This is a genomic window from Chitinophaga sp. YR627 (assembly GCF_900114995.1).
GTDB lineage: Bacteria > Bacteroidota > Bacteroidia > Chitinophagales > Chitinophagaceae > Chitinophaga.
Genome location: NZ_FOUX01000004.1, coordinates 714,751 through 736,159 on the forward strand (window position 1 = coordinate 714,751; position 21,409 = coordinate 736,159).

Below are 21,409 nucleotides of genomic sequence, written 5' to 3' on the forward strand. Positions count from 1 at the left end.
ACTACGCAGTTTTATTTACTAATTTCAGTAAGCCGGGAATCGTTCCCCTATTATGTTGTGGTTTAAATATTACGATGACGCTTACGCCATCTTTGTTTGTCACGGATAGATTACCTTCCAGTTGTTCTGTCAGGGTTTCCATTAATATAATTCCCATGGATGTCCGCTTACGTATCCCAAAATCAGCTGGCAGTCCTGTACCGTTATCCTTCACAGATAGCAGCAGATAATTTTCTGCCACATAATTAAGCACTATAGTGATCACACCTTCCTGCCCCGCAGGAAAAGCGTACTTGCATGCATTGGTGATGGCTTCGTTCAGGATCAACCCGATAGGCACCGCCTGATATACTTCCAGGTATACCTTCGTGAGATGCAAATCAAATGAAATCTGGTGTAATCCGTCAAAACTGTCTCTAAAATATGCAACAAGTTCCCGGATATATATATCCATATCCAGTTCTGCTGCACTATCTTCCTGATACAGTTTCTGATGAATCAGGGAAACGGCCTGCATACGATGCCGGCTTTCCCGGATAGCAGCCCGTGCTGACTGATCATCTACATTGCCCGCCTGTGTATTCAGCAGACGAACAATGATCTGGAGATTATCTTTTGCCCGGTGATGTATTTCCCGGATCAGCCATTCCTTTTCTGCCACCAGCTTCCGTTGCCGGTTAACCAGGACATTCAGGGACTGATGCTGCTGACTGATCTCCTGTTGCTGCAAAGTTAAGTCACGATTGATCCGTTGCTTCAGCTGATAACGATTATACCCCAATACAAGCATCAACACCAGCATCGCTGTACCACCGATGATCATATTTCCTTCCAGACGTGCACGTTCCAATGCAGCGCTTTGCAGTAAGCCTTCTCTTGTCAGCAGCTGAATACTTTTTTCTTTCAGTTGCAGATCATGATCCTTACGTTCGGCATCATATTGCAACTGCAACTGCGCGATCTGATGACTCTTTTCTTCTCCATAAAGAGAATCCTGCAACAATTTATATTGCTTGTAATAGTCAATCGCAGCTGCAAAATTACCTAGTGCAGAATCTGCACGGAAAAGATACGCGTAATCGTTCAACAGTTCATAAGCGTATCCACCACGCCGGCAATATTCTTCGTAAGCCCGGGCATAATAGCGCAGATGCCCATAATCTGCTATCGCCTGATAATAGTTCAGCAATGCTACATATATGACATCCTGGACATAATTATAGCGATCAAACTTACTGGATAAGTTCAGCAGTTTTTGTACATACACATTAGCTTCATCATATCGCCCCATACTGACATTACTAAGACACAATCCGGCGGCAAAAGTGATCCTGTCTTCATCATAAGTAAGCGGGTATCGCTTTTCTGTGGATGTCAGTATACCGATTGCTAACCGGGGTTGTCCCAGCCGCCAGTAAGTACTGGCGATATTCGGAACCAATGTCAGTATGGAAGCAGTATCCTTCCATTTATACGCAACACCCAATGATCTTTTAAAATATATCAGCGCTTTGTTATACTCTGCCAGATGGTATAAAGTCAGTCCAAGTCTGTTGTAGATAGTACATAACTGCAAACTGGAATCCTGTTGTGCTTCTGCCGTCCGGACAGCCAGGAAACCATATTTCAATGCAACATCATAGTGGGCCTTTTGCCCGTTTACATTCCCCAGAAGATCATAGATGCCCTGTAAAGCGGTATATCCTATTTCCTTATAAATAGTCAGTGCCTGTAACAGTTCCTTTTCAGCAGGCGCCAGTGAACCCTGGTGATTATGGCAGTCGCCAAGGATCTGTAATGCATCTGCTTCCTTCCGGCGGTTAAGCGCCTTACGGTAAAGATGAACCGCCTGCTCATAACAGGCAATACGCTGCACCAGCTCTTTGTCTGAATAGATACTATAATCCAGTGCCACCTTCATCCAGACGTCTGCTATACCCTCAGGAACAGGATATTGCGCTGTTTCCGGCAGGGGAAATGGCAACAAGGTATTTTGTTGTGCGGATGTATGATCCGTCCAGATGCAAAACAGTACACAACAGCACCAGCGTAGCATTTTCCGGCAGAAATTTATATAGTCCCCGATGGTGTCAGGCATAGTTTGAGATTTCCTTCTCCAGTGCTCCCGATCCGGTAAAAGCTTGTTTCTCCTGGTATTTAAAGTTGACTGTAAGTATTACACCGATCCTGCTCTCTATGTTCAATATCTCCTGCAAATGTTCCCATAAGGTACGCTTCAGGTCCACCTTTTCATCAACAGATAACCGTATGCTGTTTTGGACAACATATGGCAATAAGTATCCTGTCAGGCAGTTGGAAAGCCCCCATTGCCAATTCATAGATAAATAATTTAATACGCTCTTTGTCTGAGGTTCTACTTTTAATGTTGTTTTCTTGTTACGCTAAGGATCGGTTCGTCAGCAATTGTTATTTCTCAAGAAATGGCTTGTTCGCTTAATTGTGTGATTGACAGCTGAAAATACAACATTTTTTCAAGACCGTATAGACCACTTATAACATAGGGATAAATCATCATTTAAAACAATATTAAGACATGACGCCATAGGAGGAGCTCAATGCTGATGCTGCTGTTTCCTGCGCCGGTTCAGGCTCCTGATACCTGAAGTTGACTGTTATTACCACACCACTTTCACTCTGAATATCCAGGGAGCCATCCAGCTGTTCACTCAGCGTGTGCATCAGCATCAGCCCCATTGATTTCCTGACACCTGTAACAGCATTTGTCGCGAATCCTTTACCGTTATCTGCAATCACCAGCGTAAGCTGATCTCTTCCGGTAAACTGCAGGGAAATCAATATGGTACCGTTATCGGTAAATGCGTATTTGATCGCATTGGTGATCGCTTCATTCAGAATCAGTCCAATGGGTACAGCCTGAGACACATCCAGCTTAACGGGAGCTATCTGCATATCAAATCGTATCCTGCTGGCCCCTGTAAAGCCATCCTGCAGGAAATGGATCAGTTCGTGTATATAGACGTTGATATCGATCAGGGCCATATTTTCTGACTGATAGAGTTTATGATGGATCAGGGAAATCGCCTGCATCCGAAAACGGCTCTCTCTGATCGCATTCAGGGCATCTTTATCATCCAGAAAAGCGGCCTGCGTATTCAACAGGCTCATGACAATCTGGAGGTTATTCTTTACCCGGTGATGGATCTCCTTTACTAACCATTCCTTTTCTTCCAGCAGTTTATGTTGCGAGGAGATCAGTGCCTGCAGGGACAGATTCTGCTGATTAATTTCATCCTGCTGTACCTTGAGCTGGCGGTTACTACGTAATCGCAGCTGATAACGGTTATATCCCAGTAAAAGGACGATGACAAGCATGACTGCGCCAAAAATGATCACATTCCGGGTGAATCTGGCTCTTCTTAATTCGGCTTTTTGCAGCTGACTATCCCTGGTCAGCAGTTCGATACTCTTTTGTTTCAGTTCGAGGGCCTGGTCCTTCTTTTCCGTATCAAACTTCACCTGCAGCTGGTTGATCTGACTGGTTTTCCTGACGCTGAACAGGGAATCACTATAGAATTTATACAGCTGAAAATGCCTGATAGAAGACGAAAAATCTCCTCTGGCGGAATCTGCTTTGTACCACATACGGTAGTTTCTCGCCTCTTGTGCCAGCATGCTGTATTTCTTTGTGATAAAGCCTATTTCCTCACATTCTTCGATCGTCTTTTCATACTGTCGGGTCATATAATAGAAACTGGAGGTGGCAGTGAGCAGTTGAAATCTGTTCACGTCATTCCGGTCCATGGTTTTCTCTTTTGCCACCAATCGCATTACATAGGGGCGTGCTGCATCCAGTTTATCTCCTGCTATATAAGCATGTACCATAGCCACCTCCAGCAGCACTTTAGGTTTTTCTCCCGCAGGAGGGAAAAAGCGTTCCTCCCGCTTCAGCACACGTAAGGCAGCAACACCGTTTTTAAGACGGATATAGGAGTTAGCAAGATTACCAGTGATATATTGCATGGAGGTCGTATCCTTCAGTTTTTCGGCGATAGTAAATGCCTTATTATACGCATCCACCGACTTTTCAAAAGTCTCCATCTCATAGTACATCATACCCAGACCATTGTAAGCAGTAGACAGTGACTGTGTCGTATCACCGATCGATTCTATTTCCTTTATGGCCCGCAGCTGATAGTCGAGCGCCGCGCTTAGTTCGCCGGTCGATCTGTATGCCAGTCCGAGGAGATCATATACACCTCCCAGGTGTGTATAACCGATCTTCTTATATAATGCTTCTGCCTGGTGCAACAGTTCAATCGCTTTGTACATGTCAGGGACACCAATCACGTAGTCGGCAAGTAAGGTGAGCGTATTTGCCTGTTTCAGGTGATTACCTATTTTCGCATATAGTTTGACCGCCATTTCCTGGTCATGTATGGCTTCTGCCAGGTTTTCATCATCCTCATAAGAAATATACCTGGACAATTCCACATATGCATCCCCCTGTAATTCATCCTGACGGGCACGTTCAAACATCATTCTGGCCTTCCGGGCATATTCATTCCCTCTTGTCAGCTCTCCTTTTTCCCGGAATATCTTGGAATAGATCATACAGGCCTGCCCCTGCCAGCCGTCATTGTGCTGTTTTATACCGGCATTGAGCATCTTATTAGCGCATAGAATGCTGCTATCTATATCTTTTGGCAATATTCCGGGTCTGTTAATGTAGTGTTCTCCCCAGGTAAAAAGCTGTTTAATATCCTGTTCGTCCGGCTTTTCCTTCATCAGCAAGACGCTGAGCTGCTTATCCTGTAGTGGCGTCTTATCCTGTGCAACACATTGCAAAACACATATTGTTACTAAACAAATAAGCAATAGTAACCTGTTCATAAATCGTTTTTTAGTACATCTCTTTCCGCTGACAGACCCTGTGCTGTCTTTACAGCAACTTACTTTCCTGTTTACCGGTATTTGCTCATTGTAAGGTCTGGCCATGATGATGGCTTTCAAAATATGGCATAGTAGGTTGAGACCGCGTGAAAATACGCAATTTTAAGGTATCAGTCAATGCCTGTAGGGTTAATCAGCTCTTTTGCTGTTTAAAAGACACTTGTACAGACACTCCCGGCGCTTCTTTAATTTCAAGCGTTCCTTCCAGTTGCTCTGTCAATGTCTCTATAAGGCGGATGCCCATAGTACCATGAGTATAGACGTCAAAGCCGGCAGGAAAACCATGTCCGCTGTCAGCTACACGTAATAATAATTGTGCTTCCCCTATATATTGGAGTGAGACATAGATGATGCCGTTCTCATTTTTGGGGAAAGCATATTTGATGGCATTGGTCAGTGCCTCATTCAGTATCAGGGACACGGGTACAGCCTGGGATACATCCAGCTTTACCGGGGCGATATTGATATCAAAATAGAGCTGCTGTAAGCCGCCGAAATTGTCTTTCAGACCAGCTATCAGTTCACGGATGTAATTCTGCATATCGATCAGGGCCATGTTGGCAGACAGATATAATTTCTGATGGATCAGTGAAATAGCCTGCATACGATACCGGCTTTCACTGATGGCTTCCAGTGCATCGCTGTTATGGAGATAAGCTGCCTGCGTATTCAGCAGACTCATTACTATCTGCAGATTGTTTCTCACCCGGTGATGTATTTCCTTTACCAGCCATTCCTTCTCTTCCAGTAATTTCTCCTGTACATCTATCAGCCCCTGTAAGGACTGGTTCTGCAACCAGATCTCTTCCTGTTTTTGCTGCAACCGTTTGTTACTGGCCTGTTTCAGCTGATAGCGATTGTAACTTAATATCAACAGCAGCAAAAGCATAACAGCGCCAAAGATGATAATATTACGGGTCAGACGCGCCTCCTTCAGGGCGGCTCTTTGTAACAGACCCTGACGGGTCAGCAATTCTATATTCTGCTGCTTTAGGGTGATATCCTTATTCTTCTGGTCAAAATCGTACTGTACCTGCAGTCTGGCGATCTCACCCGCTTTGGAGATCCTGAACAGGGAATCATTCAGTACCTTGTAATCTTTATAATGCCGGATCGCCGCCGGATAATTTCCCAAAGCGGAATCAGCCCGGAACCATTGCAGATAGTTGTGAGACAGTCCATTTAACTGACCTATCTGCTTACAGACCTCTGCCTGTAACGCACAAAATCCTGCGGCTTTTTCAAATTGCCTTGCATGTATATAATACATTACCAGGGCCGAGTAGATCATGGTCTGATAATAATTATACTTTGACATATTTGCGGAGATGGTCAGCAAACCAGGTACAAAAGCAGCGGCCTTGTCCAGCTGTTGCAGCTGCACATAACATCGGATCAGGTTTGTAGAGATCCAGATACGGTCTTTCTGAATGGGTTCTTTATATAGTTCGACAATTCTGTTCAGGAGTTCCAGTGCCTTTGCCGGCTGATTATCTCTCAGGTAGATGGTAATAAAATTCGTACTTACGGTCAGAATAGCCGTAGTATCCCTATAGTGACTGGCTATTTTCAGCGACCGCTGTGCGAAGTCCAGCGCATGTTGATAGTCGCCCAGTTCATATAGGGTAACACTGAGCCGGTTCAGGATCGTACATAGCTGCAATGAACTATCTTTTTGTTCCTCAGCGGTTTTCAATGCCAGCAAACCATAAGTCAGTCCCTGACTGTAATCTCCTTTACCGGTGGCGATCGTTCCCAGCAGATCATAGATCCCCTGTAAGTCCTTACGGCCGGTTTTCTTATATATTGCAAGTGTTTTATTCAGGTATAGCAGGGCTTCATCATATTTCCCCCAGCAATGGTAACAGTCGCCCGTCATTTTACAGGCATAGGCTTCTTCGGCGGTATTACCTGCCATTCTATACTGGATAATGGCATTTTCGTACAAATGGATCCTTTCCTTCAGTTCAGCTTCTATATCTATGCTATAGTAATGACCAGTCTCCATGAGCACATCTGCTATGTCACCGGGGTAATGAAGGGCGGTCAGTATTTGTCTGGCTTTAACAACAGCTGCTTTGCCTTCTGTATAAAGGCCTTTTTCACGATATGCTTTTGACTGGAGGTAATAACTACGGGCTTCCCAGCGGGGTATCCGGCTATATGTATTGAGGGCGGAGGCTTTTTTCAGATATAGGAATGCACTATCCATATCTTTCTGTCCGGCGCCGGGAAGACGAATATAGGCTTCTGCGATGGCCAGTGAGAGCCGGATCTTTCCGGTATCAGTCGTGCTTTTTTCCAGCGAACGTTGTAATACAGGGATGGATACGCCATACTGTTGCCGGGCCATACCGGGTAGTATGCCCAACAGCACGAAATGGAGGACCAGTAAAAGCCTGTTCATAGATCAACGTTTAAATATCTCTCTGCAGTCGGAGGCGAAGCACAATGATCCGACATTGTTTTTAATATTTCCCGCCTTTCGATGATATATACAATAGATTCGATAATAGGGCAATTGACATATTTATTTCACTTGCAGCCATTCCGCTAAGACATCGGTTTTAAGCAGCCCGGCATGGAAATCTTTCATCCGGTAATGTGTATCCAGTATGATCCAGGCAGGATAGGCCACCTGTTTAAATGCTACGGGATCGATAATTTCGTTAAAAGCAGCAAAGTCGGCACTTTCAGCATTCACGCTGACAAAATAATACTTTTCGGATAAAAGTTGTTGTAACGCGGGAGAACGTTTTATTTGTTTTTCCTGGATTCTGCAATAGCTGCACCAGGTGGTATAGAGTTCGATCACAACAGGCCGGGGTTGTATAGCCATACTGTCTTTCAGCTGGGCAAAAGTTACCGGCCCATGCTGTGCATGAGCCGGTAGTAACAGCACAAGGCTGCTTATAAGACAGGTGATGGATAGCAGGGCTGTTTTCATTGATAGAGATTGTATCGTATGCCCAGAAATCCCCTGACGCCCTGTAAGGGGGCATAATTATATTCTGTATCGAAAGTATAACCATTCGGATTGTTCACCGGGTCATTCACATATTTATCAAATGGATCAAAAGGACGTATCAGGGCGTATTCAGGTACGTAATTCAGCAGATTTTTCACCCCCCCATACACTTCCCATCCTTTGGCAAACTTCTTTGTTACCTGCACGTTTGCCAGCAGAAACCAGGGTGAATAATCGGGTCTGAAGTCGTTATGCTGTACCGGCAGGCGCATAGGACCATTCCAGTTACCTGTAAGGTCTATACCGAAGTTGTAAGGAAAACTATATCCGATCGTAAATGTACCGGCCCACTCAGGTGCGTATAATTGTCTGCTTTTCTGCGGGATACCGGCATCATCTTCATCTACCTGATATACATCCAGATAGGTCAATCCAGCCAGTACTTTCAGCGGAAATGCGAAAGCGGCGTCTACATTTAAAGAGATCCCCTGGGATATTGCATGTCCACGGAGGTTATCATAGATGATCTTATTGGGATCTACATCAAAATCTCCGTTGATCTTATTGGTGAAATAGGAGTAGAAGCCGGTAGCATCCAGGTTGAGGAACGCGTTGTTCATCGGTATCTTCAGTACATAATTCAGGTTGGCGTTGTAAGACTTTTCCGGTTTCAGGGCTTCCGCTATCACCACCTGACGGGAACCGGTCAGCGCGGCATGGTCTTCTGTGAACAGGTTTACAACACGGAATCCTGTTCCAAAACTGGCGCGCAGGGTATTGTCTGTATTGGGGGCCCATTTGTAGGCAATCCTGGGAGAATGGATACTTCCGTTGTATTTATCATGGTCATAACGATAGCCTAACAGCAACTTATGCTTATCTGCCAGAGACCATTCGTCCTGTATGAAAGCACCTGGCAGCGGTGTCTTTGCGGGGATATTCACTTTACCATCTTCTGAAAGCGTACCCGGCGTATTGTCATCATACCAGGTATAACGATAGGATGCACCCGTCAGCAGGTTGTGCTTTTCGCCCAGCTGTTTATCCCAGTAGAGCTGTGCAAAACCTACATGTTGTGTAGCCATATAGGGCGTTTTGCCATAGTAGGAGTTCTGTTCATGCCGGTTATAGGAGTATTGCAGCATGATCTTTTCCTTTACCGGCAACTGATACATACCTATCAGTTCCACTCGCTTTGTATAGATACTTTCCCCATAGATGCTGTCGCTGCCACGCCAGGATTTATTCCAGCGCATATCTCCGCCCCAGCGGTCTTCATATACATATCTGGCGGCAATACTGGCCTGACGGTCTTCTTTACGATGGAAGCCCCATTTATTAAAGACAGAAATACGGTTTTGCAGGGTGAGGTCAGTAAAGCCATCTTTATTATTATCCTTCGGCTGCTGGTAGTTGAAATAGCTGACACCTATCAATCCCTGCGCATTACCGGCTTTGACTTTCAGGGCTGCATCTACATTATATTCCCCCCAGGAGGTGCTATAGACGTCCGCACTCAGTAATGGCGCCTTCATGGGATTTTTAGTGATCACATTCACAATCCCACCCATGGCTTCGGAGCCATAAAGAGAGGAACCGGGCCCCTTTACGACCTCAATACGTTCCACCATACTCATAGGGATGCCGCTTAGTCCATATACGGTGGATAAGGCACTGACAATGGGCATGCCATCAATCAGGATGAGGGTATAAGCCCCTTCCATCCCGTTGATGTGGATATCGCCGGTATTGCAGATATTACAGTTCAGCTGCGGACGTACCCCATTCACCATACCGATGGACTCAAACAGGGAGGGGGATGGATTTTTCTGGAAATATTTAGGCGTATAGACTTCCACCGGCACCGGACTTTCTGCCCGGCTGACGGGTTTCAGGGTACCGGTTACTACGATGTCATTGAGTTTGGTAACATCTGCCTGCAAGCGGATCTGAATGTTTGCTTTTCCACCGGCGGTAACGGTTACCTTGCGCGTAAAAACGGTATATCCCGTCGCGGAGGCCTTCAGGGTATAAGTACCTGGTTTAAGGTTATTTATATGAAAATACCCGGTCGAATCTGTAGCGGCGCCTGCCTTATTTTCCACCAGCATGACATTCGCAAGGTACAAAGGCTGCCCATCAGATAACACACTCCCACTGATGGTACCAGTCGGTGCAGACGTCTGGGCGACCGAGGGAAATGCCAGTATAACAAGTAATGCTATTTTTAAATATACTAAAGTATAAATACGGATCATTTTGTAATATTATTTAGCCTTGTCTAAATTATTATTTTAGACAAATCTAACTAATTATTTAAAATTAACCACTCCATAAATTAGTAATATTAAAAAACATAATTAACCAGGCATTGTCAGAAATCGCTATGCTTTATTCGTATTATACCATTATTACATCGCTATTATACCGCTATTTGCCCGTTCATGAACGGACAAATAGCGGTATAATGACATCTTAGTAAGGCGATAGAGGAATCCCCTTTCAGGGAGTTTATGGAGCAAAAAAAGCTGTCACGCCTTTCAGCGGACAGCTTCTATATCGTTTTCTGCCAAATGGCAGGGTATCTAGCGTTTTTTAGTCATCAGTTCCTCTACGGCCGGCAGATATACACTCCTTGGGAAATTGTATTTGAAGTAGTCCAGGAGGGCGTACTGTTTAGCCTTATCGGAAGGACGTTTATTAAGATATGCCAGAAATTCGTTCCCGGCATTCATTTCAAGCAGGGCAGAGGGTGCGTATGCGTAAATACGGGAAGGTTCTTCAAAATGCAGCCAGAAATCTGTCATCGGGGCTGGCCCACGGAGATAGCCCTTTTTCAGGAGGTAGCATTTTTTAGCCACCAGCTGACTCGCGTCAGGACTGGAGGTGTATTTCTCATCAAATGGATCAAAGAGGTCTACAGCATCCTGTAACAGCTGTTTCATCTCTTTTTCGGTCAGTGCTTTATTTTTCCTGGTTTCGGGTTTATCCAGGCGGTTGCCGACGGCGTTCAGGAAATTATACAACAGCCGGCTTTCGAGCGTGGTGACCATATTCTCATAAAATCCTACAGAAATCTCTCCTTTTCTCAGGTATACCAGTAACGGGCTTTTCAATTCTGACAGGTTGTTACGCATTCCCCATAACGCGCCATTGACAGTTTTAGCTGTATCGAGGACCTGTTCCATCAGACCAGCCATCTTATCTTCGGAGAGTGGCGTATCATTGTTGAATAATTCATGTCCGGCGGCATTATTTCCCTTATACAATTTCTTCCCCTGACTACCCTCACGACTAATGCCGATATCGACATAGTCGCCCGGTTCTACAAAAAGAACCGACTTCACATATTTGTTTTCGATCGTAATGAAGCCAGGTGTAGTCATTGGCACTACTAACTTAAACTGGTGTTCTACCACCTTGCCTACACCCTGTTTATATTGGGAATTGAAGTAAGTTCCTATGGGTTTATAGACGAAGACGTCCATACTATCCGGGCTGTCCGGTACTTGTCCTGTAATAACAACCTGTTGCGCAAACGCGGTGAAAGGAATCAGTAGGATAAATAGTATTTTTCTCATATCGTTTTCTAACTTGTCAAGTCGGACCCTCATGAGCTACCGGTGACAATTTCCAGTTGGCTCCATTAATTTACACAAAAAAAAGAAATCCCCGGGATGAATATGCCCGGGGAGCCTGCTTTTTTTGTTAATCGACCTTATTTTTTTCTCACAGGAACTACTTATTGGTCTTTCACAAGTAGCAGAGGGTGTATAGGGTATAGGATAGATAATTATTAGTTGACTCCGTCAGTTCTGAGATAATCCAGCACTTTACCGGAGTAGATTTCTCCATTTTTAAAATGGCCGCGGTAGGTATATGTGATGTTCCCACCGAGATCAGTAATAAACGTTTCCCTCATATCGTGAAAGAAACCTGCTTTCGTACCAAACAGCCTCAATGCTTCATTTTGTGGATCACTCAGCAGCACATACGGCAGCTGATGCTGCTCCTGAAAGGCCTTGTGGCTTTCCACACTTCCCATACCTATACCAATGATCATCGCATTCGCAGCTTTGAAGTCGGGATAACTGTCTCTGAAGGCGCAGACTTCTTTTACAGCCATCTCACTGTCATCCTTATGATAAAAAAAGATCACCAGCTTATGTTTGCCAATATATTCACTCACCACAAAATCATTTCCATCCTGGTCTTTCAAAACAAACAAGGGCAGTTTGTCTCCTGCTTTCAGAGAAGACTGTGCGTACATTACATTGGCGGCAAACAATAGGGCAAGGGTTAGTAGAAATGTTACCTGTTTCATGTTCGTGGGTTGATTGTGAAATAATGACAATGCGAAAGTAGGCGCTGTCAGCTGCAGGAATGATGACTGGTATCAGCGTTAACAATGACAATGGTCTGGTAATTGTGAGATGAAACCTGCAATCATCATATAATGACCTGATAACTTTGGGAATATGAAAAAGCCATATCAAAAAAAAGACCTGCCAGTTGCGGAAATCCGGCGATACCTGGAGCCGGGACCAACTGTACTGGTGAGCTCTCACTGGAAAGATGCAACGAATATCATGACGATGGGCTGGCATACGGTGATGGAGTTTTCTCCGTCCATGATAGGCTGTATGATCACAGCTGCTAATTACAGCTTTGAGTTGATCAAAAAAAGTAAGGAATGTGTGATTAACATTCCGACACATGACATGATCAACACGATTATCGGCATTGGCAACAGTACAGGTGCGGAAATAGATAAGTTCAGTAAATTTGGGTTAACAGCCGTAGCGGCAGAAAAGGTAAAAGCACCCCTTATAAAGGAATGCTATGCCAATTTTGAATGTAAGGTGATTGACGAACACCTGTTACCAAAATATAACTTCTTTGTCTTTGAAGTAGTAAAAGCGCATGTGGCCATCTCTCCTAAATATCCCCGTACCGTACACTACAGAGGGGATGCGACGTTTATGATCTCAGGCAGTAATCGTTCTTATCCCGGCAAATTCAAATCTCAGAACCTGTAAGATCAGTAACTGGCTTGTCCGATATCCAGGCGGTCGATCTTACCGTCACTGTTGATCCGGAACTTAAAATAGGTTTTAAAATCTCCCCAGTGATCGCTGTGGATGTGACCATATATATCCAGTCCGTTATTCTCTACCTTGTCGATACTGGTGAAACGGTCGTGCCCCAATGCTTTTTCAAAGAAACTGCGGAAGTCCATTTTATTACCGTCATCGTGCAGGATCGCATCTGTCGTAAACAATGCGAACCACGCTTTGCTATCAGCACTTTGTAGTGCGTCTATCGCTTTCCTAACGGTCGTGTTGGTTAGTTTATCCGTATTCATTGTCTTAGATGTTGTTTGCGCGAACGTAGTCAGTGCAAGTATTACAAACAGAATTGTACTCAGCAATCTTTTCATCATTAATCTGCTTTAGCGAGCGGATGTTGCAGAAAAATAGCCACCAGGTTCATCAGGAGAAACGGGAGTTCTATAGCAGCGCCTTTTAGATCTTTTAATGATAACTCACAACATATGATCAGCAGGATAGAGGCGGCCATCAGAAAATTACCTGCAACGAAGGTCCCCGGGAACAGGATCAATACGGCACTCAGTAAGGTAACAAGTCCAATGATCAGCATGACGTTACGGCTGAATTGAAAGCGGCCGAGCAGCTGTGCCATTTCCGGTTTACCCGAGACCATGGCCCAGCCCTGTTTTATACCCATGAATACGATGAAGAGAATCAGTAGGGTGTTGAAAATTCTGATGAACATAGTTGCTATTTTTTTACATCAACAGATCGCGGGGAAACTTAGTTTGTGGCACCGCCATTTACCAGCAAATGCTGACCGGAAACGAATGAAGAGAGGTCACTTGCGAAGAACTCTGCGAGATTCGCAACGTCTTCTACTTCTGCCAGACGGCCCATCGGACAACTATCCAGCAATTGTTTTCTCAGTTCAGGATATGCTGCGGGATCCACGAAGATACCAGAATGATCAACAGCGAAAGGTATGATAGAGTTCACTGTTACACCTCTGTGACCGATTTCTTTCGACAAGACATCTACCATGTAACGGGGAGTGGTCTTGCTACCACCATATACAGCCATCCCTGGTACCGGGAAAGATGTGGTGCTGGAGGCTACATATATGATACGGCCATTGTCTTCTACCTGTCTGGCAGCCTGCTGCATAGTGAAATAAGAGCCTTTGGTATTGATAGAAAATACGCGATCAAACTGTTCTTCGGTGAAATCTGTCACGGGGGTTTCTACCAGTTCGATACCGGCATTTGCCACTACGATATCCACTTTTCCGAAGGCTGCTTTGGCCTCGCTGAACAGTCGCCCGATATCACCTACCTTACTTACATCTGCCTGTACAGCGATCACTCTTCCACCCATGGCTTTGATATTACCCACCACTTCATCAGCGGATGCTTTATCCCTGGAGTAATTCACTACGATATCAGCGCCAAGAGCTGCATAACGTTCTGCGATGGCTTTACCTAATCCTCTTGCTGATCCTGTAACTATTGCTACTTTATTCTTTAAGCTATTCATGATTGACACTTCATTTAATGATTTAAGAAATAAGGGGTGCTATTAAGCCATAGCACCATTTACACCGATATTCTGTGCAGAAACCCATTTGGCTGCATCGCTGGCAAGGAAAGCGACTACCTCAGCAATATCGTTTGGTTCACCGATACGGTTGAACGCAGAGAGAGACGCGAGACGGCCTATCACTTCATCAGATTTACCTGTGGTAAACAGTTCTGTATTAGTTGGGCCGGGAGATACAGAGTTTACATTGATACCCCTTGGGCCAATTTCTTTTGCAAATACACGGGTCAGTTGTTCTACTGCTGACTTCGTAGCTACATAAGTGGCATACGTAGGCAACATGATACGGTTAACCGATGTGGAGAAGTTGATAATTGATCCTTTGTCAGCCAGTTTGGTAGCAGCCTCACGTAAAGTATTGAAGGTACCTTTTACGTTAATATTGAAGATCCGGTCGAAGTCTTCGTCGGTGGTATCTTTCAGCAGTTTGTTGATCATAATACCGGCATTGTTCACGAGTACATCAATTCTGCCATAGTGTGCAATAGCATCATCAAACAGTTGCTTTACATCGCTGGCTTTACTAACGTCAGCCTGTAATGCGATAGCATCTCCACCGTTTTGTTTAATGTCGTTAACCACCTGTTCTGCGGCATCTTTATTACCGGCATAGTTAACAATTACCTTTGCACCTTCTGAAGCCAGTTTAGCTGCGATTGTAGCACCAATACCTCTTGAAGCGCCTGTTACTAAAATTACTTTTTCGTTTAGTGTGTTCATGTTTCTTTGTTTTTATTGTCGTTGTTGACATAACAAAGGTGTAACATAAGCACGCCAAAAAAATACAAGTTTTACACTATTAGTTGTAAAAAACTAAGGTCAGCCTTTGGAGAGTTGTTTTCTGTATAATACGGGAGTCATATCGGTGTATTTCTTAAAATAATTACTGAAATGAGCCGATTCAGCAAAGCCCAGCTGATCAGCGATCTGCTTAATAGGCGTAGTGGAATTCTGCAGCATGGACTTGGCTTCTGTGATCGTCTTATCAGTGATCCAGGTGGTAACGGACTTACCCGTCTTGGATTTAATCACGTTATTAAGATAGCTGGGATGAAGGTTTTGTTCGGCAGCATAATCCTGCGACCGGAAGACTTTAGTCGCCTTTCCGGTGCTGAGATCACGGTAATGTTTTTCCAGGGTGCGTTTAAATGTTTTTACGATCTGGGAGCTTCTGTTACCTTCATATATAGGGTTGTAGTCTTCCCAGAAGTACTCTTTTATTTTCAGCAGGATCACTACAAAAAGGTTCCCCATCATTTTATTCTTATAGGGGGAGGTGGAGAAATACTCCTTGTAGATCTGCTGGTATAAAGGTTCAATTTCGGCATATACTTCGGGCTTCAGCACTCTTGGCGGGACTGTTTCGGCCAGCAGAAAGGGGAATTCCTCGAAGATATTGGCGTGGACGTTCTCTTTGAGGAAAGATTCGCTCATGGTTACCAGGAAAACTTCCTCCAGGCTGCTCCACTCAAAGGATTTATAGTGTCCGGGATTGGTAAAATAGATAGTCCCGGGCTCCGTACCAAACTCCAGTTCATCGGTCGTATACTTTCCATGTCCGTTCTTTACAAACAGAAAGGAGTAAAAATTCGCCCTGTAGACCGGGGATTTATACGGCAGCTCATGGTGGATATCATTCAGTTTATGAATAGTAAAGTCATTTTTGGGATCTATCAGTTCGACGGGCAGTCCGAGGTGGTCATAATTTTCTACCAGATTATTAAAAACGGGGGGTGCGTCTACTTGTTTATGCTTACTCATGTGCCGTCATGGATTTTGGACCTTGCTAATTTACAAAACCTTCCCTACGACACAACATATTAGAAAATATCGGCAGTGGTCCCTTCCAGCTCCAGTACTTCCAGATGATGTTCGCCTATGAGTCCACTGGCGTCCCTTGCTGCCTGAAATGCCTTAAAAGAGGGTACTTCCAGTACGGCTGTCTGAATATCCCGGTCTTTAAAATGTGACAGGTGGATAAAGGTGTTATCCTTTGAATAAACTGTATACCTGAAATCTCCGCTCACTTTTTTAAAATCCTGCAGAAAAGTATTGATATTCTGCTTGTTATCTGCCACAAAGCTGTCTTTTACTGTATAAGTTACTTTTACAACTATCATATAAATTATCTTTTGTTGATATTAAGACAGCCCCGGAAGGAAAAACGTGACAAGATGTTATTAATTTAGTCGCCTATGAACTTTCCGAACACACCTGAATCACCTATGGCGGTAGCCAATATGCCTGCTATGCTGGGTTGCCGTTTGTTGTTCAAGCAACAACCCGTCATTCATTACGCCCGCATCCTGGAAGAACTGCAAAAATCCTATCCCGCGGTGGAAAACACCGGGAATATGTTATTTACTTTCCCGAATCTGCCGGTTGAGTTCTCCGACGCCACCGTACACGCACAGTGTGCCATCATGCCCGTAAACAAGATCGGGTTGATACCAGAGCAGGTTTTACAACAAAACTGGCACTGGTCTGCCGCTGCTGAAGTAGCTGCTACCTGTCAGTACGAGTTCCTGATCAATGACCTCATGACCAGGCCTTTACCCTATAAAGCCAGACATGAGCTGTTTATGCACTTTTTAAGGGCTGTCATTACCGTCACCCAGCCGGACGTGGTCTACTCCCTTCCTGCGGAGAAACTCCTTCCTCCTAACCAGATATTCGAGCAAACGGGCTTACTGGACACGCTGGTGAATGTGCGCCTGTTCAATATTTCGAATTCGGCTAACAAGGAAATGCTCATGGACACCATCGGACTGCATACTTTCGGTCTGCCGGACTTTGAGCTTCGTTTTACCAATGAAAATCCATCAACAGTGGCAACGCTGCTCTGGAATTTCGCTTATTATGTCTTTGATAAAGGGGATGTCATTCAGGATGGGGACACCGTAGAAGGGATCACCCCTGGTTCAAAACTGACCTGTCAGCATTCGGTATCTCTGATAGCACCGGACAGAGAGGTGATCAGTATATCCTAAGTCAGCTTGCAGGTATGCTGCGGTAGTTTTACCTTTTCTCCATTTTTACCAGTCTTACGCGGCGAAAGTGCTATTTACTGATGGTACTTTCGCCTCTTTATATACCTCATTTTCATTTATCGAAATACCGCTTTATCTTCACTTATCAGCGATATCCCGCTGCCACTTTCATCCATCCACCCACCTAATTCACTAATAATCAACACGCCGCAATAACGGCATCATTATTATACTCCTCCTGAAAACAAATCAGCTGTTTATGTCCTCCCGTCCTTCTTTCCTGCAATTCCTTCCCGTGAGTCTTTTCGGTGGCGTAATGGGCCTTTGCGGCCTCAGTTTCGCCTGGCGGATCGCACATGAGGTCTGGCAGGTACCGATCGTAATAAGCGAAATACTGGGCCTTACAGCTCTTATAGCCTTCATCTCCCTGACGATCACCTACGGTGTGAAATGCACCAGGTACATGTCCCTGATAAAAACAGAATTCAATCACCCTACCTCCATCTGCTTCTTTGCCACCTTCATTGTGTCTATCCTGCTACTTCCAGGCATACTGTTAAATTATAGCCCGGAACTGGCGCTTGGCATGTGGGCAACCGGCGCTATCCTGATGTTTGGCTTCGCCTGGTTTGTACTGAAAAAGTGGATGGACCATCAGCAGGATCCTGGTAGTGCTGTTCCTGCATGGGTACTCCCTGTAGTGGGCACACTGGATGTCCCTATCATCGGTAACCGTTTTTCTTTCCCTGGCTCCCGGGAAATATGCCTCCTGTTCTTTGGTATCGGCCTGCTCTTCGCCGTCATCCTCCTGGTTGTCATCATCTCCCGTCTCATGTTCCAACCGCCCCTGCCGGAACCGGTACAACCCACCTTACTGATCCTTACAGGTCCTTTCGCCCTCGCCTTCAACAGTTATATCGGTCTGTCAGGTACAATGGATATTACAGCCGCCGTATTCCTTTATTTCAACCTGTTCCTCCTGCTGCTACTCGCCAGCAAGATCATACTCATTCCTAAAAGCTGTCCTTTCCGTGTGTCCTGGTGGTCTGTCAGTTTTCCGCTGGCGGCTACGACCATCGCCACACTTAATTACACAAAACACAGCATGGCCATCGGTCACCAGCTTGTAGCCGGATTATTACTTGCCGTCACTTCTTTTGTCATTGTTTATCTGCTGATCCTGACCATCACCAAAATCGTTAAAGGCACATTCGTCCCTGCTTCCTGAACCCGCCGGAAGTGAGGGATTAATTGTACTTTCGCGGCTATGTTACAAGTCAGTCAATTATTCATCTACCCTGTAAAATCTCTCGGCGGTATCGCCCTGGAGAAAGCCGATATTACAGACCGCGGTTTTAAATATGACCGTAGGTGGATGTTGATTGATGACCAGAACCGTTTCCTGACACAAAGGGAGCATACCGTAATGGCATTGTTTAAACTACAGCTGTCAACTGAAGGTATCCTTGTTCACTTTAAGGAAGACGCGTTTACAATCCCCTTTGAACCCCTCACGACCATCGTAGAACAGGTAACTGTCTGGGATGACACCTGTCCGGCCACGATTGTCAGTCCGGCAGCCAATCAATGGTTTTCTGAGAGAATGGGCTTCCCTGTCCGACTCGTATACATGCCGGATAACAGTCACCGGAAAGTAGAAACAGCATATGCTAAGCAGGATGAGATTGTCTCTTTTGCGGACGGCTATCCTTTCCTGATCATCGGACAATCATCCCTGGATGAACTGAACGACCGTCTGGAAACACCTGTCCCTATGGACCGCTTCCGGCCTAACATTGTATTTACCGGCGGTACTCCCTTCCAGGAAGATGAAATGAATCATTTCAGGATCGGCGATATCAACTTCTTCGGTGTTAAACCCTGCGGACGTTGCGTGATGACCACCGTCGATCAGCAATCTGCCGTCAAGGGACAGGAACCGCTCCGTACACTCGCACGTTACAGAACCCGGAATAAAAAGGTCCTTTTCGGACAAAACCTCTTACACAATGGCAAGGGGGCTATTCACACAGGCGATATACTCCAGCTCCTTCAATAAGGAGTTATATTAAATCTGACTTCGCTAATGATCTATTCGTGTAGTTCAACTAATCTTGTCTACATCAGCGTACAACAAGCAACGCTAAATGTTCATATAGTACGATGGCGGCATCTTGTGCCGCCATCGTACTTATTTATAAAGACTCTCCATTAATATCAGTCGTCAACACATCACTCATATAATCCAGGAATGGACGCATCTGCTTAAATGCACTGTTCATTTCTTTCAGGAACTGCCCGCTTAACACTACCTCATCCGGAAAATCCTTCTTCAGAATAAACTGTTTATAACGCAGCAGATCAATCCCTTCATGTGCCGGATCAAATCCCTTTGGCGCCTTCTTTAACTGCTCTCCCTGCAAACCACCGAAAGTAGATACAAACGTCTTTGCCTTCAGTATTTTACGCAGCGGAGCAGGATCAAAAGCAATTTCATCTCTGATACGTCTGAGATCTTCCGTACTCGGTCCCCAGAAACCACCAGCTACAAAGGTATTACCTGGCTCTATATGGAAATAATAACCTCCCCGGCGATACTTTGTTGCCCGTTTAAAACTACCTGCCAAATGCTGTTTGTACGGTGTTTTATCATTCGAGAAACGGGTATCTCTATAGATGCGATACAAACTGTCTTTACCTGATAAAGTCTCGATTTCATCATGCGCCTTCAGCTCCTGTAACAGTCCTTCTGCAAACTGCTCCACAATGTCTAACTCTCCCAGATAGGTATCCTTGTTCGCATTAAACCACTCGCGGTTATTATTGTTTTTTAATTTATTCAGAAAATCAAATACCGATTTAGTAACAACTGCCTGTTTTGCCATAAAACCATTTTTAAATAACCGGATAAAGGTACAATATCCCCGTCACGTAAAAATGTATAAGTAAATCCGACTTTTACGTCATTTCCCCACCAGTCGCGCATGTAGCTTTGTCCTATCAATTTAAAAATAAGAAACAATGTCAAAGATCATTTTCATAACAGGCGCATCCAGAGGTTTCGGCAGATCATGGGCAGAAGCCCTGCTGAAACGCGGTGATAAAGTTGTCGCTACAGCAAGAGATATCAGCACACTCAATGACCTCGTACAACAATACGGCGACGCTATTTTACCCTTACAACTCGATGTACACAGCAGAGAAGCAGCATTTACTGCCATACAAAAAGCAAAAGCACATTTTGGCCGTATTGATGTAGTCATCAATAACGCTGGTTTTGGTCTGCAGGGCGCGATAGAAGAGACAACAGAAGAACAGGCCCGTAAACAGATGGAAACAAACTTCTTCGGTTTATTATGGGTAAGCCAGGCAGCGTTACCAGTGTTACGTGAGCAGAAAAGCGGACATATTATCCAGGTATCCAGTTTCCTGGGACATGCCACATTACCAACATTAGGTGTCTACACAGCCTCCAAATTTGCAGTCGAAGGATTGAGCGAAACACTGGCAGCTGAAGTAAAAGCCTTTGGTATTCATGTTTCACTGGTAGAACCTAATGGTTATGCGACAGAATTCTGGGGAGGTTCCTCTTATGCGCAGACCGAACACACGCCATTGTATGACCCGTTAAGAGAAGCCATTAAGACAAATGTAAAACCGGAACATTTCGGAAAAATGGAAGCCACCAATGAGGCTTTACTGAAACTGATAGATAGTCCGAATCCTCCTTTACGCCTCTTTATGGGTAAAGTAGCTTTGCCTGTCGTAAAACAGGTATACGAACAGCGACTCTCCGTTTGGGAAGAATGGAACGATGTAGCAGTTGCTGCACATGGATGATCAATTCGCGGTAATATATGTACAAACAG

The 21,409-nt window shown here is 44.8% G+C and carries 20 protein-coding genes; 5 read left to right on the forward strand and 15 right to left on the reverse strand.

Annotation, left to right across the window (positions count from 1 at the left end):
* Position 1: 1 nt before the first annotated feature.
* The 8 genes from BMZ72_RS23445 to BMZ72_RS23480 form a co-directional block, all read right to left on the reverse strand.
* Entirely contained in the window at positions 2 to 2,098 is a 2,097-nt protein-coding gene (locus BMZ72_RS23445; protein WP_089812127.1) for a sensor histidine kinase, read from the reverse strand.
* Positions 2,091 to 2,339: a hypothetical protein gene (locus BMZ72_RS23450; protein WP_089812128.1), complete on the reverse strand. Its 249-nt coding sequence runs from the start codon at positions 2,337 to 2,339 to the stop codon at positions 2,091 to 2,093. The genes BMZ72_RS23445 and BMZ72_RS23450 overlap by 8 nt, the downstream gene beginning before the upstream one ends.
* A 208-nt stretch (positions 2,340 to 2,547) precedes the next feature.
* A complete protein-coding gene (locus tag BMZ72_RS23455) occupies positions 2,548 to 4,827 on the reverse strand; it encodes a tetratricopeptide repeat-containing sensor histidine kinase (RefSeq protein ID WP_177222909.1) in 2,280 nt (759 codons plus the stop codon).
* A gap of 238 nt (positions 4,828 to 5,065) precedes the next feature.
* Positions 5,066 to 7,339, reverse strand: coding sequence for a histidine kinase dimerization/phosphoacceptor domain -containing protein (locus BMZ72_RS23460; RefSeq protein ID WP_089812130.1), 2,274 nt, complete (start codon positions 7,337 to 7,339; stop codon positions 5,066 to 5,068).
* A gap of 123 nt (positions 7,340 to 7,462) precedes the next feature.
* Positions 7,463 to 7,879, reverse strand: coding sequence for a thioredoxin family protein (locus BMZ72_RS23465; RefSeq protein ID WP_089812131.1), 417 nt, complete (start codon positions 7,877 to 7,879; stop codon positions 7,463 to 7,465).
* On the reverse strand, positions 7,876 to 10,158 hold the full coding sequence (locus BMZ72_RS23470; protein WP_089812132.1) for a TonB-dependent receptor: 2,283 nt from the start codon (positions 10,156 to 10,158) through the stop codon (positions 7,876 to 7,878). The genes BMZ72_RS23465 and BMZ72_RS23470 overlap by 4 nt, the downstream gene beginning before the upstream one ends.
* A 327-nt stretch (positions 10,159 to 10,485) precedes the next feature.
* Positions 10,486 to 11,481, reverse strand: coding sequence for a hypothetical protein (locus BMZ72_RS23475; RefSeq protein ID WP_089812133.1), 996 nt, complete (start codon positions 11,479 to 11,481; stop codon positions 10,486 to 10,488).
* Positions 11,482 to 11,696: 215 nt separating this feature from the next.
* Positions 11,697 to 12,224, reverse strand: coding sequence for a peroxiredoxin (locus tag BMZ72_RS23480; RefSeq protein ID WP_089812134.1), 528 nt, complete (start codon positions 12,222 to 12,224; stop codon positions 11,697 to 11,699).
* A 154-nt stretch (positions 12,225 to 12,378) separates the two neighbouring features.
* Between BMZ72_RS23480 and BMZ72_RS23485 the strand changes: the two genes are divergently transcribed.
* Positions 12,379 to 12,939 (forward strand): flavin reductase family protein, encoded by a 561-nt coding sequence (locus BMZ72_RS23485; protein WP_089812135.1) that lies wholly within the window; start codon positions 12,379 to 12,381, stop codon positions 12,937 to 12,939.
* A 2-nt stretch (positions 12,940 to 12,941) separates the two neighbouring features.
* Here the strand turns inward: BMZ72_RS23485 and BMZ72_RS23490 are convergent, their stop codons facing one another.
* The 6 genes from BMZ72_RS23490 to BMZ72_RS23515 form a co-directional block, all read right to left on the reverse strand.
* The gene (locus BMZ72_RS23490) at positions 12,942 to 13,343 is read right to left on the reverse strand and encodes a hypothetical protein (protein ID WP_255373274.1); all 402 of its coding nucleotides are present in this window, start codon (positions 13,341 to 13,343) and stop codon (positions 12,942 to 12,944) included.
* On the reverse strand, positions 13,343 to 13,696 hold the full coding sequence (locus tag BMZ72_RS23495) for a hypothetical protein (protein ID WP_089812136.1): 354 nt from the start codon (positions 13,694 to 13,696) through the stop codon (positions 13,343 to 13,345). Before BMZ72_RS23495 ends, BMZ72_RS23490 begins: the two co-directional genes overlap by 1 nt.
* A 38-nt stretch (positions 13,697 to 13,734) precedes the next feature.
* Positions 13,735 to 14,487 (reverse strand): SDR family oxidoreductase, encoded by a 753-nt coding sequence (locus BMZ72_RS23500; RefSeq protein ID WP_089812137.1) that lies wholly within the window; start codon positions 14,485 to 14,487, stop codon positions 13,735 to 13,737.
* A gap of 42 nt (positions 14,488 to 14,529) precedes the next feature.
* Positions 14,530 to 15,270, reverse strand: coding sequence for an SDR family oxidoreductase (locus tag BMZ72_RS23505; protein WP_089812138.1), 741 nt, complete (start codon positions 15,268 to 15,270; stop codon positions 14,530 to 14,532).
* Positions 15,271 to 15,369: 99 nt separating this feature from the next.
* Positions 15,370 to 16,311, reverse strand: coding sequence for an AraC family transcriptional regulator (locus BMZ72_RS23510; RefSeq protein WP_089812139.1), 942 nt, complete (start codon positions 16,309 to 16,311; stop codon positions 15,370 to 15,372).
* Between the two features lie 59 nt (positions 16,312 to 16,370).
* Entirely contained in the window at positions 16,371 to 16,670 is a 300-nt protein-coding gene (locus tag BMZ72_RS23515) for a hypothetical protein (RefSeq protein ID WP_089812140.1), read from the reverse strand.
* A 75-nt stretch (positions 16,671 to 16,745) separates the two neighbouring features.
* Here BMZ72_RS23515 and BMZ72_RS23520 point away from each other — a divergent pair, with 75 nt between their 5' ends.
* From BMZ72_RS23520 to BMZ72_RS23530, 3 genes are all read left to right on the forward strand, one after another.
* Entirely contained in the window at positions 16,746 to 17,540 is a 795-nt protein-coding gene (locus BMZ72_RS23520; protein ID WP_089812141.1) for a DUF4261 domain-containing protein, read from the forward strand.
* A gap of 259 nt (positions 17,541 to 17,799) precedes the next feature.
* A complete protein-coding gene (locus tag BMZ72_RS23525; protein WP_089812142.1) occupies positions 17,800 to 18,768 on the forward strand; it encodes an SLAC1 anion channel family protein in 969 nt (322 codons plus the stop codon).
* 39 nt (positions 18,769 to 18,807) lie between these two features.
* A complete protein-coding gene (locus BMZ72_RS23530; RefSeq protein WP_089812143.1) occupies positions 18,808 to 19,599 on the forward strand; it encodes an MOSC domain-containing protein in 792 nt (263 codons plus the stop codon).
* A gap of 136 nt (positions 19,600 to 19,735) precedes the next feature.
* Here the strand turns inward: BMZ72_RS23530 and BMZ72_RS23535 are convergent, their stop codons facing one another.
* Positions 19,736 to 20,425 carry a DUF2461 domain-containing protein gene (locus BMZ72_RS23535; protein WP_089812144.1) on the reverse strand — a complete coding sequence of 230 codons (690 nt, stop codon included), beginning with the start codon at positions 20,423 to 20,425 and terminating at the stop codon, positions 19,736 to 19,738.
* A 136-nt stretch (positions 20,426 to 20,561) separates the two neighbouring features.
* Here BMZ72_RS23535 and BMZ72_RS23540 point away from each other — a divergent pair, with 136 nt between their 5' ends.
* A complete protein-coding gene (locus tag BMZ72_RS23540) occupies positions 20,562 to 21,380 on the forward strand; it encodes an SDR family NAD(P)-dependent oxidoreductase (RefSeq protein ID WP_089812145.1) in 819 nt (272 codons plus the stop codon).
* Positions 21,381 to 21,409 lie beyond the last annotated feature (29 nt).

Excerpts from the sequence above, each read along its gene's own strand:
- BMZ72_RS23445 (WP_089812127.1), bottom strand. The coding sequence starts at position 2,098 with ATGCCTGACACCATCGGGGACTATATAAATTTCTGCCGGAAAATGCTA.
- BMZ72_RS23450 (WP_089812128.1), bottom strand. The coding sequence starts at position 2,339 with ATGAATTGGCAATGGGGGCTTTCCAACTGCCTGACAGGATACTTATTG.
- BMZ72_RS23460 (WP_089812130.1), bottom strand. The coding sequence starts at position 7,339 with ATGAACAGGCTTTTACTGGTCCTCCATTTCGTGCTGTTGGGCATACTA.
- BMZ72_RS23465 (WP_089812131.1), bottom strand. The coding sequence starts at position 7,879 with ATGAAAACAGCCCTGCTATCCATCACCTGTCTTATAAGCAGCCTTGTG.
- BMZ72_RS23470 (WP_089812132.1), bottom strand. The coding sequence starts at position 10,158 with ATGATCCGTATTTATACTTTAGTATATTTAAAAATAGCATTACTTGTT.
- BMZ72_RS23475 (WP_089812133.1), bottom strand. The coding sequence starts at position 11,481 with ATGAGAAAAATACTATTTATCCTACTGATTCCTTTCACCGCGTTTGCG.
- BMZ72_RS23480 (WP_089812134.1), bottom strand. The coding sequence starts at position 12,224 with ATGAAACAGGTAACATTTCTACTAACCCTTGCCCTATTGTTTGCCGCC.
- BMZ72_RS23485 (WP_089812135.1), top strand. The coding sequence starts at position 12,379 with ATGAAAAAGCCATATCAAAAAAAAGACCTGCCAGTTGCGGAAATCCGG.
- BMZ72_RS23490 (WP_255373274.1), bottom strand. The coding sequence starts at position 13,343 with ATGATGAAAAGATTGCTGAGTACAATTCTGTTTGTAATACTTGCACTG.
- BMZ72_RS23495 (WP_089812136.1), bottom strand. The coding sequence starts at position 13,696 with ATGTTCATCAGAATTTTCAACACCCTACTGATTCTCTTCATCGTATTC.
- BMZ72_RS23500 (WP_089812137.1), bottom strand. The coding sequence starts at position 14,487 with ATGAATAGCTTAAAGAATAAAGTAGCAATAGTTACAGGATCAGCAAGA.
- BMZ72_RS23505 (WP_089812138.1), bottom strand. The coding sequence starts at position 15,270 with ATGAACACACTAAACGAAAAAGTAATTTTAGTAACAGGCGCTTCAAGA.
- BMZ72_RS23510 (WP_089812139.1), bottom strand. The coding sequence starts at position 16,311 with ATGAGTAAGCATAAACAAGTAGACGCACCCCCCGTTTTTAATAATCTG.
- BMZ72_RS23515 (WP_089812140.1), bottom strand. The coding sequence starts at position 16,670 with ATGATAGTTGTAAAAGTAACTTATACAGTAAAAGACAGCTTTGTGGCA.
- BMZ72_RS23520 (WP_089812141.1), top strand. The coding sequence starts at position 16,746 with ATGAACTTTCCGAACACACCTGAATCACCTATGGCGGTAGCCAATATG.
- BMZ72_RS23525 (WP_089812142.1), top strand. The coding sequence starts at position 17,800 with ATGTCCTCCCGTCCTTCTTTCCTGCAATTCCTTCCCGTGAGTCTTTTC.
- BMZ72_RS23530 (WP_089812143.1), top strand. The coding sequence starts at position 18,808 with ATGTTACAAGTCAGTCAATTATTCATCTACCCTGTAAAATCTCTCGGC.
- BMZ72_RS23535 (WP_089812144.1), bottom strand. The coding sequence starts at position 20,425 with ATGGCAAAACAGGCAGTTGTTACTAAATCGGTATTTGATTTTCTGAAT.
- BMZ72_RS23540 (WP_089812145.1), top strand. The coding sequence starts at position 20,562 with ATGTCAAAGATCATTTTCATAACAGGCGCATCCAGAGGTTTCGGCAGA.